The sequence below is a fragment of the Psychrobacter pocilloporae genome, from assembly GCF_029872915.1.
Classification (GTDB): domain Bacteria; phylum Pseudomonadota; class Gammaproteobacteria; order Pseudomonadales; family Moraxellaceae; genus Psychrobacter; species Psychrobacter pacificensis.
Genome location: NZ_PGFT01000001.1, coordinates 2,290,238 through 2,306,389, shown reverse-complemented (window position 1 = coordinate 2,306,389; position 16,152 = coordinate 2,290,238). Strand labels below are relative to the sequence as shown.

General features: G+C 45.1%; 15 protein-coding genes. 7 read left to right on the top strand and 8 right to left on the bottom strand.

From position 1 onward, the window contains the following. Nucleotides 1-104: 104 nt before the first annotated feature. Nucleotides 105-788 carry a 16S rRNA (guanine(966)-N(2))-methyltransferase RsmD gene (gene rsmD / locus CUR83_RS09825; protein WP_284719559.1) on the bottom strand — a complete coding sequence of 228 codons (684 nt, stop codon included), beginning with the start codon at nucleotides 786-788 and terminating at the stop codon, nucleotides 105-107. Nucleotides 789-877: 89 nt separating this feature from the next. After that, on the bottom strand, nucleotides 878-2,869 hold the full coding sequence (gene mrdA / locus CUR83_RS09820) for a penicillin-binding protein 2 (protein ID WP_284719558.1): 1,992 nt from the start codon (nucleotides 2,867-2,869) through the stop codon (nucleotides 878-880). A gap of 495 nt (nucleotides 2,870-3,364) precedes the next feature. Between mrdA and CUR83_RS09815 the strand changes: the two genes are divergently transcribed. From CUR83_RS09815 to adk, 6 genes are all read left to right on the top strand, one after another. Then, a complete protein-coding gene (locus CUR83_RS09815; RefSeq protein WP_071001980.1) occupies nucleotides 3,365-4,699 on the top strand; it encodes a DUF445 domain-containing protein in 1,335 nt (444 codons plus the stop codon). Nucleotides 4,700-4,989: 290 nt separating this feature from the next. Then, nucleotides 4,990-7,020, top strand: a complete 2,031-nt coding sequence (locus CUR83_RS09810; RefSeq protein WP_284719557.1) for a heme lyase CcmF/NrfE family subunit — start codon at nucleotides 4,990-4,992, stop codon at nucleotides 7,018-7,020. Between the two features lies 1 nt (nucleotide 7,021). After that, complete coding sequence (locus CUR83_RS09805; protein ID WP_083328848.1) at nucleotides 7,022-7,672, top strand: DsbE family thiol:disulfide interchange protein; 651 nt, start codon at nucleotides 7,022-7,024, stop codon at nucleotides 7,670-7,672. Between the two features lie 65 nt (nucleotides 7,673-7,737). Continuing rightward, nucleotides 7,738-8,226, top strand: a complete 489-nt coding sequence (locus tag CUR83_RS09800; protein ID WP_379542903.1) for a cytochrome c-type biogenesis protein — start codon at nucleotides 7,738-7,740, stop codon at nucleotides 8,224-8,226. Next, nucleotides 8,223-9,503 carry a c-type cytochrome biogenesis protein CcmI gene (gene ccmI, locus CUR83_RS09795; RefSeq protein WP_186474121.1) on the top strand — a complete coding sequence of 427 codons (1,281 nt, stop codon included), beginning with the start codon at nucleotides 8,223-8,225 and terminating at the stop codon, nucleotides 9,501-9,503. The genes CUR83_RS09800 and ccmI overlap by 4 nt, the downstream gene beginning before the upstream one ends. A 216-nt stretch (nucleotides 9,504-9,719) precedes the next feature. Further along, nucleotides 9,720-10,376: an adenylate kinase gene (gene adk / locus CUR83_RS09790; RefSeq protein ID WP_284719556.1), complete on the top strand. Its 657-nt coding sequence runs from the start codon at nucleotides 9,720-9,722 to the stop codon at nucleotides 10,374-10,376. 244 nt (nucleotides 10,377-10,620) lie between these two features. Here the strand turns inward: adk and secB are convergent, their stop codons facing one another. The 4 genes from secB to rsgA form a co-directional block, all read right to left on the bottom strand. Then, nucleotides 10,621-11,073: a protein-export chaperone SecB gene (gene secB, locus CUR83_RS09785; RefSeq protein ID WP_058025921.1), complete on the bottom strand. Its 453-nt coding sequence runs from the start codon at nucleotides 11,071-11,073 to the stop codon at nucleotides 10,621-10,623. Between the two features lie 178 nt (nucleotides 11,074-11,251). Continuing rightward, nucleotides 11,252-11,515: a glutaredoxin 3 gene (gene grxC, locus CUR83_RS09780; protein WP_058025920.1), complete on the bottom strand. Its 264-nt coding sequence runs from the start codon at nucleotides 11,513-11,515 to the stop codon at nucleotides 11,252-11,254. Between the two features lie 298 nt (nucleotides 11,516-11,813). Continuing rightward, nucleotides 11,814-12,269, bottom strand: coding sequence for a rhodanese-like domain-containing protein (locus CUR83_RS09775; RefSeq protein WP_058025919.1), 456 nt, complete (start codon nucleotides 12,267-12,269; stop codon nucleotides 11,814-11,816). A 161-nt stretch (nucleotides 12,270-12,430) separates the two neighbouring features. Further along, the gene (rsgA, locus tag CUR83_RS09770; RefSeq protein WP_284719555.1) at nucleotides 12,431-13,534 is read right to left on the bottom strand and encodes a ribosome small subunit-dependent GTPase A; all 1,104 of its coding nucleotides are present in this window, start codon (nucleotides 13,532-13,534) and stop codon (nucleotides 12,431-12,433) included. A 247-nt stretch (nucleotides 13,535-13,781) separates the two neighbouring features. Between rsgA and orn the strand changes: the two genes are divergently transcribed. Next, nucleotides 13,782-14,384, top strand: a complete 603-nt coding sequence (gene orn / locus CUR83_RS09765) for an oligoribonuclease (protein WP_212564332.1) — start codon at nucleotides 13,782-13,784, stop codon at nucleotides 14,382-14,384. Between the two features lie 103 nt (nucleotides 14,385-14,487). On the opposite strand, the gene CUR83_RS09760 is transcribed toward orn, so the two are convergent. Further along, complete coding sequence (locus CUR83_RS09760; RefSeq protein WP_284719554.1) at nucleotides 14,488-15,375, bottom strand: UDP-2,3-diacylglucosamine diphosphatase; 888 nt, start codon at nucleotides 15,373-15,375, stop codon at nucleotides 14,488-14,490. 57 nt (nucleotides 15,376-15,432) lie between these two features. After that, the gene (locus CUR83_RS09755; RefSeq protein ID WP_071001973.1) at nucleotides 15,433-15,948 is read right to left on the bottom strand and encodes a peptidylprolyl isomerase; all 516 of its coding nucleotides are present in this window, start codon (nucleotides 15,946-15,948) and stop codon (nucleotides 15,433-15,435) included. Between the last annotated feature and the right edge of the window lie 204 nt (nucleotides 15,949-16,152).

Sequence of the window (16,152 nt, the reverse complement as noted above, 5' to 3'; positions counted from 1 at the left end):
GCTAGTTTTTAAGCGGTTTTAAACATTTTTACAGGTATTGAAGGGTTTACTAAATATTGCTTAACGAATAACTGCTAATGATGCGCTTAGCAATTAGGGTGTAATTATGACGGTGACAGCCGATAAAGTCCAGCGACAACTTGTCCAACTTTGGTTTGCTTTACGCATTCAAAGCATATCATTTGCTGAGTTGTCTCTAGTTGGGCGTCGCGATTTTCATTAAGCTGCTCTTCTAGTTGCTCAAGCTGAGGTGTTAAATCTTTATCCGCTTCTAAGTAAATTAGCGTTGATTGGTCAATCAATGCATTGGTAATCAGCGTACTCAAAATAAGCTGCCATAGATCCTGAGCATAAGGGGGATCGATGAATACGATATCAAACGGGTGCTCAATCGGCTGGTGTTGACTCAGTACTTGCTCAGCCGTGCCAGTGATAACCGTGTAAGCTGTGGTATCAAGGCGTAATTGCTCAGCACTTTGACGTAGCATGTTGCTTTGTGCTGTATTAACTTCAATAAAAGTGGTGTGAGCTGCGCCGCGGGACAACGCCTCAAACCCTAATACGCCACTACCAGCACAGCTATCGAGTACGCGTGCACCGTGAATATCGGCCAATAACCAGTTAAATAATGTCTCTCGCAGGCGGTCGGGCGTTGGGCGTAAGCCATCTGCCTCGATGAAGCTGACAATACGGCGCTTGAACTGCCCACCAATGATACGAACATCACCCGCCGCACTTTTTGCTTTAGGGTTCTTTTTTGCTGTGCGCCCGCTCGTGGGTTTTTTCATGCTCGTGTCTCTTTTATTGTCTTTTTTTTGAGGCATCTCTACTTATTAGACATGACGGGTAATGGTTAGAGATGTCTATCAAAATGTCGCTATTCAGAGGTGACTGCTGCTGTTTGCGCCTCTGCTTCTGCTGCTTCCTGTTCTGCTAACGCTTTTGCCTCTTTTTCACGCAAGGCATCCTTCAAGGCTTTCTCAAAGGCCTTTTGGCGCTTGATGACTTTGAGCTCATCGGCTGAAGGCGGGAGTACCGGATCAGTTTTGCGTTGTAGCATCCAGTAGTCAAATAGGGCACGGCCGATAGGCGCGGCAGTCGTACTACCACCGCCACCGTTTTCGACCAATACGGCAAGTGCAATCTGTGGATCTTCTACGGGCGCAAAGCCATTGAACCACGCATGATCCCAATGACGCTTATCGATTGCCGATTTATCATAGCGTTTGCCTTGAGCAATAGACTTGACCTGTGCGGTGCCGGTTTTGCCAGCGATACGATAACGCGGGGTATAGATGCCGCGACCTGTGCCGTTTTCTACCACGCTTTCCATTGCATCATGCATGCGTAGCCAGTCAGAGGGCTGACCGTTGTATTCAATTTTGCCATCTGGTTTGGTGATCACTTTTACCTCTGCCGCGCCGTCACTGCTCTTGAGCAAATGCGGGGTAATATGTTTACCTTTACTGGCGGTCATGGCAGTGGCATTAGCAATCTGTAGTGGCGTGGCTAAGAAATAGCCTTGTCCAATACTGACAGAGATGGTTTCACCCGGTAGCCAGTCTTTATCATACGTGTCTTTTTTCCATTTCGGTGATGGCATGATGCCTGATTTTTCGTTAGGAAGATCAATACCAGTCTTGTCCCCAAAACCAAAGCGCACCATCCAGTCGTGTAGACGCTGAATACCCATCTCATAGGCCAGTTTATAATAGTAAGTATCAACCGACATTTGGATAGATTTCTTTAGATCGACCGTGCCATGACCGCCACGTTTCCAATCACGAAACCGATGGCTGTCTCCTGGTAAACTAAAATAGCCAGGATCATAAATAGTGCTGTTCCAATCTCGCAAGCCATAGTGAATGCCACCTAGACCCTCGAATGGTTTGATGGTCGAGCCAGGTGGGTATGTCCCTTGGAGGGCGCGATTGTACAAGGGCTGATCGAGATCTTCTCGCAGGGCATCATAGTCTTTGAACGAAATCCCTGAGATAAAAGGATTGGGATCATAGCTTGGGTTACTGACAAAAGCCAGCACATCGCCATTTTTGGGATCTATTGCGACGATTGCACCGCGGCGGCCATCTAGCTGCTGCTGGGCGACCTTTTGCAGCCCATAATCCAAGCTCAACGTGATATCGTTACCAGAGGTAGGCGGTTTCGTGTCCAATTGACGTAGGATATTGCCGTGAGCATCTGTTTCTACCGACTGATAGCCTGGTTGCCCAAGCAAAATATCTTCGTAATAGTCTTCAATACCAATCTTACCGATCAGATCAGTACCTGCATAGCGGTCCTTATCAATACGCTTAGACTCTTTATCGTTAATACGACCAACGTAACCGATCACATGAGCAAATAGCTCATCATAAGGATAATCACGCGTCAGCTTACTTTGGATAGAAACACCGCGAAAGAACGGCTTACGCTCACTAAACTGAGCTAACTGTGCCTCTGTGAGATCGATTTTGATGGTCACAGGGTCGTTTTTGTTTTTGCTCAAGCGCGCCAAAATGTCAGTGATGTCTTCTGCTGTCAAATCAAAAATAGGCGCCAGCAAGCTGAGCGTGCGCTCAGGGTTATCAACCTCATCAGGGCTTAGCATGGCGGTAAAGACTGGCTGGTTATCCGCCAAAATTATCCCGTTACGATCATAAATATAACCGCGGCTAGGCGGTGCAGATATCAGTTTAATGCGGTTATTGTCTGACTGGGTGGTGTACTTATCATGGGCATAGACTTGCAAATAACCATAACGCGTTATCAGGCCGCCCAAACCCAGCAATATTAAAATTCCAAAGATAATAATACGGTTGGTAAAGGTACTGTTGACCTGTTCGGTATTGGGAGTTAGCGGTTTATTCATAGAAAATCAGAGCCCAATCGGTCAGTGAGTCAATAATAAAGAGGTAAAAGGGCAGGTTGGTTAACCAAAACGCGGTGAGTTTAAAGGATAATGCAAAGTATTTCAATTACATAGAGGGGGTGTGACTCAAAATAAAAATGCGTCAGCTAGTACGCAGGCAGTCTTTCTTTTTGCACTACAAATTATAACAGAACAAATGAGAAGGCGCAGTACTCAGATGCTTATTTTGTTGTGGTCATATATTGCATAAGCGATGCGCTATCTCAGTATATTTATGGCTCAATATAGGATTTAAAAGATGTTATCTTTAGTCACAACTTGCCAAGGGTGTCCATGTGCTAAAAAATGGCAAGTATGCTAAAATCAGGCGATTTATTTTATAGTAGTGGTTAGAGACAGAGCGTCTTTTTGAGACGTTTCAATTTTGCTAGCGGCTTGTTATCAGTCGCGACCATATTAGCAACGACAATCAACCTGTCAGGAACTAGAAAAGTCATGGACATAAATTCATTGTGGCAGACGATCGCTGAGCACCCAGAGTTTTTTGCCATGCTAACTATTCCACCAGTGACGGCATTTGTTACGTGGGTGCATGTATGGATGGCGCTCAAGATGCTGTTTTATCCCATTAAGTTTTGGGGTATTCGTATTCCAAATTTTCCATTTTTTGGGTTACCAGGTATCGGCTGGCAAGGTATCGTCCCACGCAAGGCAGGCAAAATATCAGGGGTTATCGTTGATCAGACATTGTCAAAGCTCGGCTCATTAGATGAATTTTTCCAAGCGATGGAACCTGAGCAAATGGCGCTATTTGTCACTGATACGGTGGACAAAAACCTTGAGCCATTGATTGATGAGATTATGCTGGATCATTCGCCCGCACTGTGGGGCAACTTGCCTTATGCGGTAAAACGCCGCGTCTATGCTCAAGCCCACAAAGAACTGCCTAGTATCATGCAGTCGCTGGTGACAGATTTGACGTATCATGTCGAAGATCTGGTCGATATGCGCAAGATGATCGTCAATACGATGGAGAACGATCGTCGTCTGATGGTCAATATGTTCTTGAAGGTTGGGCAAAAAGAGATCAATTTTATCTGGCACATCAGTGCTTTGATTGGCTTGGTGTTTGGTATTATCCAAATGTTTATATTTTTAGTGGTGCCGCAGCATTGGACGGTGCCATTTTTTGCTGCGATTTGGGGATTTTTGACCAATTGGATTGCGATTTGGATGGTATTTAATCCAATAGAGCCGCATTTTATCCCGTATTTAAAGCTTTTTTCGGTGCAGAGCCGCTTCCCCTTTATCAAGCCAGTCATGCCTCATATCGCAAGGTATCGTCTGCAGGGCGGCTTTATGAAGCGCCAAGAGGAAGTGTCTGAAGTTTTTGCTGAGATTGTGGTAAAAGATTTGGTTACCCTTGAGAACATCATGAACGAGATGATGTATGGTGATCGCTCAGCGCAAACTCGTGAGCTGATGAAGTCGCATCTATATACGGTGCTTGAGTCACCAGTTATTAGTACGACATTACGTGTGGGATTGGGCCGCCGTGATTATGGACAGCTCAAAAACACTATTATTGATAAGTCGATTGTGGCGACTATGGTGCCACTGCGAGATCCTGAGCTCAATGAAAGTCGCGCCAGTAAGATTTTTGGTCTGTTTCGCGATAGAATAAGGGCGCTGACGCCCAGCGAGTTTCAGAATTTGCTGCGTCCTGCTTTTCGTGAGGATGAGATGACGCTGATTATCTTGGGTGGTCTGACTGGGTTTTTGGCAGGGTGGTTACATCTGGTATTGGTATTTTTCCCCTCGATGCCATAAGCAATAACACGATAAACAGTATTTTCAAATAGTCAAAAACAGCAATATCTCATACAGTTTGAGTCAATAAAACAATGCAAGGCCAATGATAGGTCAGCATTTTGTATCAATCATTCAGATTGATACGTCACAATGATAGTAGCGGGTTTTAGGTGCTTCTACAGCTATCGAAACCTCAGTTTTTAACCGTAAACTATGACCGCATAAAGGGACTATTTAGCGTTTGCCAGTGGCTAGCGATGCCATCGGTGAACCCTTAATGGTATCCAAGGTAAACAAGGTTAGACCGTATGTTAATCACAGAATTGGGTTATTTTGCCTTGCTGGCCGCTTTTATACTGGCGATTTTGCAGGTGGTACTACCAACCATTGGTGTCATGCGCGACCACGTCGCTTGGCAGCGTCTAGCACCAAGTCTTGCATGGGCGCAATTTGCGGCCATGGTCACATCATTTGCTGCGCTGATGGCAGGCTTTTATTATAATGACTTTAGCCTCGTCTATGTCACTCAGCACTCCAATACGTTACTGCCTTGGTATTATAAGCTATCTGCAACGTGGGGCGGTCATGAAGGGTCATTGCTGCTTTGGATGACCATTATGGCCACTTGGTGTGCGCTGGTGTCTTATTTTAGCCGCGGATTACCGCTGTCCATGCGTGCGCGTGTTCTTGTGATATTGGCAGGCGTGCAGATGATGATGCTAGCGATGTTGATCTTTACCTCATCGCCATTTGATCGTACCTTGCCCAATTTGCCAGTTGATGGCGCGGATCTAAACCCTGTCTTGCAAGATTTTGGTTTGATTATTCATCCACCGATGCTTTACATGGGCTACGTAGGCATGGTCGTGCCATTTGCTTTTTGCATGGCAGCGTTGTGGGAAGGGCGCTTGGATGCGGTGTGGACACGCTGGTCGCGTCCGTGGGCGCAGGCGGCTTGGGGTTTCTTGACGGTTGGTATCGCACTTGGCTCATGGTGGGCATATTATGAGCTTGGCTGGGGCGGCTGGTGGTTTTGGGATCCAGTAGAGAACGCCTCACTGATGCCATGGCTGGCAGGTACGGCATTGCTACACTCACTTGCGGTCACTGAAAAGCGCGGTGTGTTCAAAGCGTGGACCATCATGCTGGCAATCTTTGCCTTTGCACTTAGTTTGCTAGGCACATTCCTTGTACGTTCAGGGGTGATCACTTCCGTCCATTCATTTGCTGCTGACCCGACGCGTGGTCTCGTTATTCTGGCCATTCTTGGCGTCATTATCGGCGGTGGTCTGCTGATGTTTGCGGTACGTGGTTGGCGCTTGACGGTTGAGAGTCAATATCGACTGATCTCACGCGAGTCATTCTTGGTGATTAATAACGTTATTATTTTGATTTCGACTTTGGTGGTGTTGCTTGGCACGCTATATCCTATTATTGCCGATTCTTTCAATTTAGGTCAGGTATCTGTTGGCCCTCCCTATTTCAACGCGCTATTTGTACCCTTAACGTGGCTTTTGCTCGTGGCGATGGGTATGGGCTCTAATATTCGCTGGAAACAAGACAGCCGCCCACTATTGGGTGCTGGCATGGTTATCGCTGTGAGCAGTCTGGTGTTGGCGGCGATTATTGCCTATTTTACGAGTCCATCAGCGATGCTAAATATTGGCGTCACGTTGGCAGTGAGCTTTTGGGTGCTTTTATGGATGGTGATCGATTTTAAAGATAAAATCAAAAATGCACCGAGTCGATTAAACGGATTACGTCAGCTGCGTTTGAGCTATTGGGGTCAACAAATCGCCCATATTGGGGTCATCGTTGCAGTTATTGGGGTGGCATTTACCAGTACGCTCAGTATTGAGCGTGATGTGGCGCTGGGACCAAATGATAGTGTCAATGTCCAAGGGTATGACTTTACTGTAAAAGGTTTCAGTGAAGTAAAAGGCAGTAACTTTGACGCCACACAAGCTGAGGTTACGGTCAGTAAAGACGGTCAAACGGTGACGACGCTACATCCTGAAAAACGTAACTATATTATCAGTATGATGCCGATGACTGAGGCGGCAATCGATGCCAGTCTTATGCGTGATGTGTATGTCGCTCTTGGTGAGCCGATCGCCGAAAACAGCAACGAATGGGCATTTCGTATCTATGTCAAACCGCTCATTCGCTGGATATGGCTAGGTGCGCTGATTATGGCATTTGGTGCATTGCTCAGTATGCTAGACAAGCGTTACCGTATTAAGAAAACCAGAACACCTGCGCAAATCGCTGCCAAAAAATCAGGCTTTGCTACGGTGGCAGATTTGGAATCGCAAGCTATCAAGACAGGGGATCAGTAATATGACGACCTCAAACAATGCACCTGATAAACAGGCTCAGCAAAGCAATAAGAATACCAAACGCAAAAAGTCGCTTAAATTAGGTTTTTTGATTCCGCTGGTGATTTTTATTGGTCTGGTTGCCATGCTGTATATGCGCTTGGGCAAACCGACGGATATCGTGACGAACACAGCACTTGAGCGCCCAGTACCGGCTTTTGAGTTGCCGCTATTGTCAGATACCAGTCGCATCATGACCAATGATAACCTGCCTGATGAGCCGTTCTTGATGAATATCTGGGGATCATGGTGTCCTACTTGCATCATCGAGCATCCTTTCTTAATGAAATTGGAGGAGCGCGGTGTCAATTTGGTCGGTGTCAACTATAAAGATGATATTGGGGATGCCTTAGGATATTTGAATAAAGGCGGCGACCCGTTTTCGATGTCTATTCAGGATCTATCGGGGCAGTTTGCTTTAGATTTGGGACTGACTGGCGCGCCTGAGACTTTTGTCGTCGATGGTGAAGGGATTATTCGTCAGCATATTATCGGTGAGGTCAATGAGAGCAACTGGCAAAGCCGTATTGCGCCTTGCTTGATGGTGCTTAATGATGCCAATAATAATGGCGTCAGTTTAGAGCCAAGTCAGGTTGAGGAGGCGTGTCAATGATAGCATATCAAATAAAATCCGTTACGATAAAGTTAGCAAGCTTGCTTATCGCTTGTCTATTCAGTATGGCCAGTTTTGCTGCTATTGATGTCTATGATTTTGACTCTGTACAGCAAGAGGCACAGTATCGTGGTCTTATCGAAGAGCTGCGTTGTCCAAAATGCCAGAACCAAAACCTAGCAGGCTCTGATGCCCCAATTGCCCAAGACTTAAAGCAAAAAACCTACGATTTGGTCAAAGATGGTCGTAGCGATGGTGAGATTCGTGCCTATATGCAGGAACGTTATGGCGACTTTATCAGCTATAAGCCACCAGTGCGTCCTTCAACGTGGATCTTATGGTTTTTCCCACCATTATTGCTCATCATCTTGTTAGTAGGTTGGTTTTGGCAAAGTAAACGACGTCAGCTTGTTGCGAGTGGTGCAAGCGGCATGACAGCAGATAATACCGCTGAGGCGCTATCTGTTGCCGAAAAAGCGGAGCTTGAGCGCTTATTGTCACGTGCTGATAATAAAGACGTTCACGATATTACAAGCCTTGGGGGCAAAAAATGACCATATTTTCTACGGTTGGCTTATTTATTGCGCTGAGCTTACTGACCGCCTTATTGCTTGCTGTTATAGCCATCAAACCATGGTTGAGAGCACCGCGTACGCATAGTAAGCCTTTGGACAATCAGCTATTAGGTATCAACGTTGCCGTATTTCGTGAGCGCTTAGCAGAGCTGAAAACAGATAAAGACAGTGGCATCATTGATGAGCATCACTATCAAAACCAAAAACTTGAGCTTGAACGCCAGCTTTTGGATGCTCAGCGTGAAGTGACACCGATGGTGACCCCTGGTATCAAAAGCCGATTGATCATTGTCTTTTGGGTACCTGTGCTGTCTGCCATGGCGTACTTGATGGTCGGAGATCGCACGCCTGTTTTTGAGCTTTGGGCAAGCGAAGACAAAGTAGGTCAAGTGGCGGATGACTTATTAACTGGCAAGATTGACCAGCCACCTGCTTGGGCGATTGAAGATGGCAATCAGCTGATTAGTGCCATGCAGACCAACGTCTATCGCCATGCGTACGATTACAATCGTTGGATGCGCCTATCAGAGTTGTTCTTATCATTAGAGGCGACCGATTCAGCACTAGAGGCCTTATCACGTGCTTATCGTTTGTCACCTGATAATGAAGAGATTGCGATTACTTACGCGCAGATTAATTTCTTTGCTAATAAGGGTCAGCTAGACGAAAATAGTCGCCGAGTGCTAGAAACTGTATTGGCCAAAAACCCACAGCATGAAGGCGCGCAAATGCTCATGGCAATGGGTGAGGCGCGAGCAAATAACTTTGATCAAGCACAAGGCTGGATCAAACGCTTGCGTGACAGTATTTCTGCCAAACCAGGCGACCATACGCAGGCGCTATCCAGTCTAGATGAGCTCAGTGCCAATGTGACCATGCAGCAGCAACAAGCGTCTGAGGGCATTGAGGTGACCGTTAAGATCAACTCAAGCCTAATGCCATTGGTCAAAGCGGATGACGTGCTGTTTGTGGCGATTCGTGATGTGAATGGTGGCCCGCCATTTGCTGCCAAGCGTTTGCCAATTAGTGCGATTAAGCAGGGCGAGGCTACTATTAGCCTAAGCGATCTTGATGCGATGATGCCAGAGCGTACGCTAAGATCAGCCCGTTCTGATAAGGTTCAGTTGGCTGTTATTGCGCGTATTAGTCACAGCGGCACAGCTATCGCAGAGTCAGGAGATTTATCAGGTAATCCTGTTGTGATTCGTGCTGACCAAAATCAGGCCAATGTAGAAATCAATCAACAAATCCCCTAGTATTATGGCTGGTTATTGTGAGTATTTTTCATATAAATGCTGTTGACCACAAAAGGCTTAGCAGTGTTATATGGAAAGATAAGTCATGGCAACTTATGACCTTAATTAGAAAAAAACTTGAGGTTTGTTAGGTCACAAGGTAAGGTGTCTTGGCAATCAATTAATCCCTAAGTTGTAGTAATCCCAAAATCCCATTGAATTCAGGAGAGTCGTGTAATGATGCGTATTATTTTGCTAGGTCCACCAGGCGCCGGTAAAGGTACTCAAGCCCAGTTTATTTCTCAGGAATATGATATTCCGCAGATATCGACGGGTGATATGCTACGTGCTGCTATCAAAGAAGGCAGCGAGCTTGGCAAAAAAGCTAAAGATATCATGAATGCTGGTGGTCTGGTTTCTGATGACCTCATTATCAATCTCGTAAAAGAGCGTATTGCAAAGCCTGATTGTGCCAATGGCTGTATTTTTGATGGTTTTCCACGTACGATTCCTCAAGCACAAGCACTTGCCGATGCTGATGTTGCCATCGATCACGTGGTAGAGATTAGTGTGCCCGATGATGAGATCGTTAATCGTCTGTCTGGTCGTCGTCAACATCCAGGTTCAGGCCGTGTATATCATGTGCAGCACAACCCACCAAAGGTTGAGGGCATCGATGACGTAACGGGCGAAGCACTTATCCAGCGTGAAGACGATCAAGAAGCGACCATTCGCGACCGTCTGTCGACTTACCATGAGCAAACCTCTGCATTGGTTGGTTTTTATCAAGAAAAAGCAAAAGAGGGTGCAGATGCGCCAAACTACGATAAGTTTGATGGCACGCAAGACATCGAAGAGGTTAAGCAGCAGATTTTGTCTGCGTTAAAAGGCTGATGTTTGATTTTAGCTAATTAATTTAGCCAGTCGATGTGGTCGTTGAAGACCCTGTTTAATAGCAGGGTTTTTTTTATGGCTAATATTTATATATTGGATAATTTTATCTTCTATAAAAAGCATTCAGCATATTGCTGACTCATGATTGAAAATCACCCACAAAAAAACCGCTTACTCATTATAAGTAAACGGTTTTCTCATCAAAATATATGACGCAATAGGCTCATATACCTTCAAGTATCCCTTACGCATTACCTTGGGCATCAACTTGTGCTTGTTGCTGGCTTTGCGCGTACGCTTGATCAAAGTTGACAGGGGCTAGTAGCAATTGCGGGAAGCTACCGCGCGTTACGATGTCGCTGATGACTTCACGGGCATATGGGAACAGCACGTTAGGGCAGTATGCACCCAAGATTTGACCGATTTGATCTTCTGGGATGTCTTTTAACAAGAAGATACCTGCTTGATGCACTTCAGCGATAAATGCCGCTTCTTCAGCATTTTTTGCCGTGACGCTAACGGTTAGGACGATTTGGTAATGATCGTCATCTAATTTTTCAGCATTGCTAGACAAATTGATATCAAGCTCTGGGTTCCACTCTTTGGTGAATACGCTTGCGCCTGGTACTTCAAGTGACATATCTTTTACATAGATACGCTCTAGTGCCAATTGTGGTTGTGCTTGTTCTTCAGCCATGATAAATCCTCTAAAATTAAATCAAATAATGGGGCAAACTACGATTTTAAAAAAGCATTGTAATATAAACCAAGATCAAATCTCGATGTTTTTTATGGTTACGTCTCACTATGGCTTTTGAGTCTGCCACTGTCCATCTTCAAACCAATAAAGACAGACAGTAAAGCAAGGTAGCAGATTAACCCGCTAATAGCTCGTCAAGTTTGCCTTGCTGGTTCATTTGGTTGAGTTCATCAAAGCCACCGACAAAGGTTTCACCAACGAAAATTTGTGGCACAGTGCGATAGTTATTGGTTTTTTTCATCAGCGCTTGACGATCTTCACTACTCATGTCATGCATGCTGATTTCTTCGTAATCAACGCCTTTGGTTTTTAGTAGTTGTTTGGCGTTTGAGCAGTATGGGCAGATAGGGGTCGTATAAACTTTAACAGATACAGTCATGGTAAATCCTTATTTATAAATTTATGAGATAACAAACTTATTATAGATAGCCTGATAAATTATCATAGTCTAAGTATTGATAGAATCTGTTATCAATGAGTAAAGTGCACATGTATTCAACTGTGCTCATTACTACAGTGGGGATGAGCATGACAAATTCAAGCCGTCTTAGTTTAAAACCCTCAGTAGCAGTATAAACAGGATATAAAAAAAGACACCTATTGCTAAGGTGTCTTTTTATTTTGCTATCGTTAATCGGATGCTTTTTTTAGTCAGAAGCTATATTTTAGCCAATCTATTATTTGCTTAAACTAGGCTTGGTCTTAGCTTTGTTTTTTGATTTAGCGTCTTTTACACCAACCAATGGCATACCAGCGCCTTGCCAGCCGCCAATACCGCCCTCTAAGCGATAAACACTGTCTTTACCAATCATCTGAATCGCAGCGCCTGCTTGCACACCCATATCGCAGATAATAATCACTGGCTGCTCAATCGCACGAATCTCTGCTAAGCGCTCTTTGAGATCAGTGAACGGGATGTTGCGGCTGCCTTGAATATAGCCTGATTCAAACTTCTTCTTGGCGCGAATATCGATCAGCTGCGCGTTCTGAGAGTTGACCATCATGCCAAGGGTGTTGGGCGATATTTTTCTACCGCTACGTTTGTTTTCAATGGTAAAAAACAGGATAGCAAGTACGGCTAATATACCAAATAAAAACGGGTGGTTGCCCACAAATTCCAGCGCACGATCCAAACCATACCTCCAAAAAAATAGGTGTTCTATTGAGCTGAGAAGCCAGCCCAATGATAGTGAACAAGGCGCTATTATACCGATAAGGTCATCTATAGTAAACGGGCGATGACACGGTCAATAATCAATCTATCATTTTGCCTTTGAAATGATGTTAATTGGGCTTAATAAGGCTTAGTATCAGCTTCCTCTCGTAGCGTCACGAGATTTTCAACGCGGCGCTGTAATACGGTACCGTCAGCCACGGCTTGCCACAGCGCGCAGCCTTTGCTGTTATGGGTATGACGACAGTCACGGAATTGGCAGCTGCCAGCTAGTGGTGCCAGCTCAATAAAGCCTGAGATGATATCGTCAGGTGTGAGGTGCCAAATACCATACTCGCGAATACCTGGTGTATCGACGATACCACCTTGCGTCAAATCCTCGGGGTTAAATGGTAACAATCGGCTTGTCGTTGTCGTATGCTGACCAAGCTTAGAGTTTTGCGAGATGATATTGACGCTTTGACCAGACTCAGGAAGTAGGGCGTTAATAAGGCTGCTTTTGCCAACACCAGACTGCCCTGCAAAAATGACCAACTTTTTGTCTATGTAGCGTTTTAGCTCATCGAGACCTTCTTGCTCGTCACTCTCGGCGATATTTTCAGGGCAATCGACCGACGTCAGAACACTTTCATAACCGAGTGCAGCATATTGTGCCAATAATTCACTCGTATCGACGCCGTTTTCTTGTGCCAACAGATCGGCTTTGTTGAGGACGAGCAGTGGTTTGACGCCCGCGTGATGGCAGACGACCAGATAGCGATCGATCAAAGTAGGAGCGGCAGCAGGCAATGGCGCAAAGACGATGGCCAGAATATCAACATTGGCGGCAACAGGTTTGAGCTTATGATAACGGTCAGGGCGAGAGACCAATGAGGTACGCGGTTTGACGGCTTCGATACGGCCAAAGCCTGTGTTGGAGTCGGCACTCCAGCGCACTTGGTCACCAGCGGCTAGCATCGGCAAGTTAGTGCGTACATGGCAGCGCCAAATATCGCCGAGCGCAAGCGCTTGCCAAAATGGCTCTGGATCATCAGGCGCAATCTCTGGCTGCTCAGGTATCACTGCAGGTAGACTTGTTACCTGTACTTCTAGTTGCTTACCGTAATGCGCCATGACCACGCCATCCATCAAGCTGTCATCGATGCTGTCTTGACTTAACAATTGCTGCTTGTCGATGCGACGAATCTGTTGTTTGGTCAGTTTGCGTTGCCGGATTAATGCCATGGGTTTTAACCTATTATAAAAATATTGCTAAGTGTAGCGTGAAAATTTGCTAACATACAGCCTAAAGCGTCTGCGTCAGACAGGGGTTTTGTAATATTGTACGACTCTATAGGTTTTCTAAACCAAATAGCGTGTTGCAATACTGTCTGAGCACGGGTGTCTACGTGTAATACGTTTTTTCAATTGTTTTTCTAAAGTTGTTTTTTTTAAAGTTGTTTTTTCAAAATTATGAATGATAGGATATTTTATGGCTACCGGTGACCATCCCAATAAGATTAAAATCAAAAATCAAGGCAAAAAAGGGCTGGTGTGGATTGATTTAGAAATGACCGGACTTGATACCTTAAACGATGAGATTATCGAGATTGCCACTGTCGTGACTGACGAAGATTTGAATGTGCTTGCTGAAGGGCCTGTGTTTGCGATCAAGGTATCGGATCAAGTCTTAAATAAGATGGATGACTGGAATACCAAGCAACATGGTCAGTCAGGATTGGTCGACCGTGTGCGTCGTAGCACGGTGACATTGGCGGAAGCGGAAGCTGAAACCATCAAGTTTCTGAGTAAATGGGTCGATAGTGGTAAATCGCCAATGTGCGGCAACTCTATCTGTCAAGATCGCCGCTTTATGGCGCGCCAAATGCCAGAGCTTGAGCGCTTCTTCCATTATCGCAACCTTGATGTGTCCTCAATCAAAGAGCTGTGTTTCCGCTGGCGTCCTGACATTCTAAAGAACTTTGAAAAAGGGGGCAGTCATCTGGCCTTAGACGATATCCGCGACTCTATTCGTGAGCTAAAGCATTATCGTCAGCATTTCTTTAAATTGATGGATTTAGATAGCGAGCAATAAACAGTTCAAGATTGTAGTAAACGTAAAAAGGGTCTGTTGAACGATCAACAGACCCTTTTTATATCGAAGAAATATTGTTTAGATGCGTTGTCTAAAACGCCATTCAGCGGATAAAAAATTCAAACTCAAATAATCCAAACTCAGCATCATCACTGCTTAAATTATTACTATTCAAACGGTCATTTGAATGCTGGTCGTCTGTCACTGCACCAATCACAGCGCTTACTTTCGGCTGGCGAGTGTCTTTATCTAGCAAGCGCCAATCACCAAGCACGTAGCGTTTTTTATCAGCAGTCGCCTGATGAATATCTGGACGATGCGTATGTCCGTGCAATAAAGCATCGCTAGTAGTAATGGCTTGACGTACGGCCTCATCATTCACATCCATGATATAAGCCGCTTTATTGGCATTGTTCTGCTGGCTTCTTTTACGCATGTTGTCTGCGATGGCTAAGCGTTTCTCTAACGACTTATTAAGCAAATACCACTGAGTCAGACGATTACGCATAATTTTGCGAAAGAGTTGATATTTCTTGTCATCGGTGCAGAGTGCGTCACCGTGCTCTAAACGGTAATTCTGCTGACCAACAGTCAAAGTATAAGGCTCGCTTATCAGCTCCCCACCGAACAGATTGCAAAACGGCTGTCCTAACAAAAAATCACGGTTGCCGTGCATGACTAATATTTCACAGCCATTGATACGTAGCTGTTTTAGCTTTGCAATCAATGGGGTTAGCCAATGCGCCATCTGCTCGTCTTCTGACCTTTTTTCTTTTAATAGGGATAAATACATATCATCACCCAGCCAAATCTCAAACCAGTCACCCAATATAAAGAGGCGTTTGAGCGCGGGCAGAGCAAGACAGTCATCGAGCAGCGCCAAAAAAGCCTGCACTAAGGCAGGCTCCTGAGGCGATAAATGCAAATCGCTAATCAATACTTGCCGCACTTGATGAGGGCGGGTCGTTATCAGATAATTAAACGTTTGCATTTATCATAATCCTTGTCGTCTATTGTCAGACTATCAGTAACACTTACTTATCACGACCTACTGAGAAACGATGGTCGCAGAGTTGATAACAACTGGCTCTTTTGGCACATCAGCATGCATGCCGAAACGACCAGTTGGGACGCCTTTCATTTTTTCGATTACATCCATACCGCTGGTGACTTTACCAAATACAGTGTAACCCCAACCTTGCATATTTTTGCCAGTGTGGTTTAGGAAATCATTGTCTTTTACGTTGATGAAGAACTGGCTAGTTGCTGAATGTGGATCTTGGGTACGCGCCATTGCGATAGTACCTTTGTCGTTTTTCAAACCATTGTCCGCTTCATTTTCGATAGGCGCGTTGGTTGGTTTTTCATTCATCTCAGCGTCCATTCCGCCGCCTTGAATCATGAAACCATCAATAATGCGATGGAAAATCGTACCGTCATACTGACCAGATTTTACGTAGTTCAAAAAGTTTTCTACGGTCTTTGGCGCTTTTTCTTCGTTGAGTTCGATAACGATCGCACCCATATTGGTGTCAAGTTCTACTACTGGTGGCATGTCTACCATGGGATATTCCTTTTTGATTGCAGCGCCTTAAATGACGCTGTCAAGTGGTGGTTAAAAGTTGGTTGTTAAAAAGTTACGGGTAGTCTAACGGCTTTTTTATCCCGTGTCATGTATCAGGCTGTTAATGCGTTTGCAAAAGCTGATAGAATAACGCAACTTTAGCCATTTTTGATCAGCTTTGACAAATTGTGATAATGCGGACGC

What these genes read in the sequence shown, in the direction of transcription:
- rsgA (WP_284719555.1), bottom strand. Translation starts at nt 13,534, where the DNA reads ATGGCATTAATCCGGCAACGCAAACTGACCAAACAACAGATTCGTCGC.
- adk (WP_284719556.1), top strand. Translation starts at nt 9,720, where the DNA reads ATGATGCGTATTATTTTGCTAGGTCCACCAGGCGCCGGTAAAGGTACT.
- grxC (WP_058025920.1), bottom strand. Translation starts at nt 11,515, where the DNA reads ATGACTGTATCTGTTAAAGTTTATACGACCCCTATCTGCCCATACTGC.
- secB (WP_058025921.1), bottom strand. Translation starts at nt 11,073, where the DNA reads ATGGCTGAAGAACAAGCACAACCACAATTGGCACTAGAGCGTATCTAT.
- ccmI (WP_186474121.1), top strand. Translation starts at nt 8,223, where the DNA reads ATGACCATATTTTCTACGGTTGGCTTATTTATTGCGCTGAGCTTACTG.
- CUR83_RS09815 (WP_071001980.1), top strand. Translation starts at nt 3,365, where the DNA reads ATGGACATAAATTCATTGTGGCAGACGATCGCTGAGCACCCAGAGTTT.
- CUR83_RS09760 (WP_284719554.1), bottom strand. Translation starts at nt 15,375, where the DNA reads ATGCAAACGTTTAATTATCTGATAACGACCCGCCCTCATCAAGTGCGG.
- mrdA (WP_284719558.1), bottom strand. Translation starts at nt 2,869, where the DNA reads ATGAATAAACCGCTAACTCCCAATACCGAACAGGTCAACAGTACCTTT.
- orn (WP_212564332.1), top strand. Translation starts at nt 13,782, where the DNA reads ATGGCTACCGGTGACCATCCCAATAAGATTAAAATCAAAAATCAAGGC.
- CUR83_RS09755 (WP_071001973.1), bottom strand. Translation starts at nt 15,948, where the DNA reads ATGGTAGACATGCCACCAGTAGTAGAACTTGACACCAATATGGGTGCG.
- CUR83_RS09810 (WP_284719557.1), top strand. Translation starts at nt 4,990, where the DNA reads ATGTTAATCACAGAATTGGGTTATTTTGCCTTGCTGGCCGCTTTTATA.
- CUR83_RS09800 (WP_379542903.1), top strand. Translation starts at nt 7,738, where the DNA reads ATGGCCAGTTTTGCTGCTATTGATGTCTATGATTTTGACTCTGTACAG.
- rsmD (WP_284719559.1), bottom strand. Translation starts at nt 788, where the DNA reads ATGAAAAAACCCACGAGCGGGCGCACAGCAAAAAAGAACCCTAAAGCA.
- CUR83_RS09805 (WP_083328848.1), top strand. Translation starts at nt 7,022, where the DNA reads ATGACGACCTCAAACAATGCACCTGATAAACAGGCTCAGCAAAGCAAT.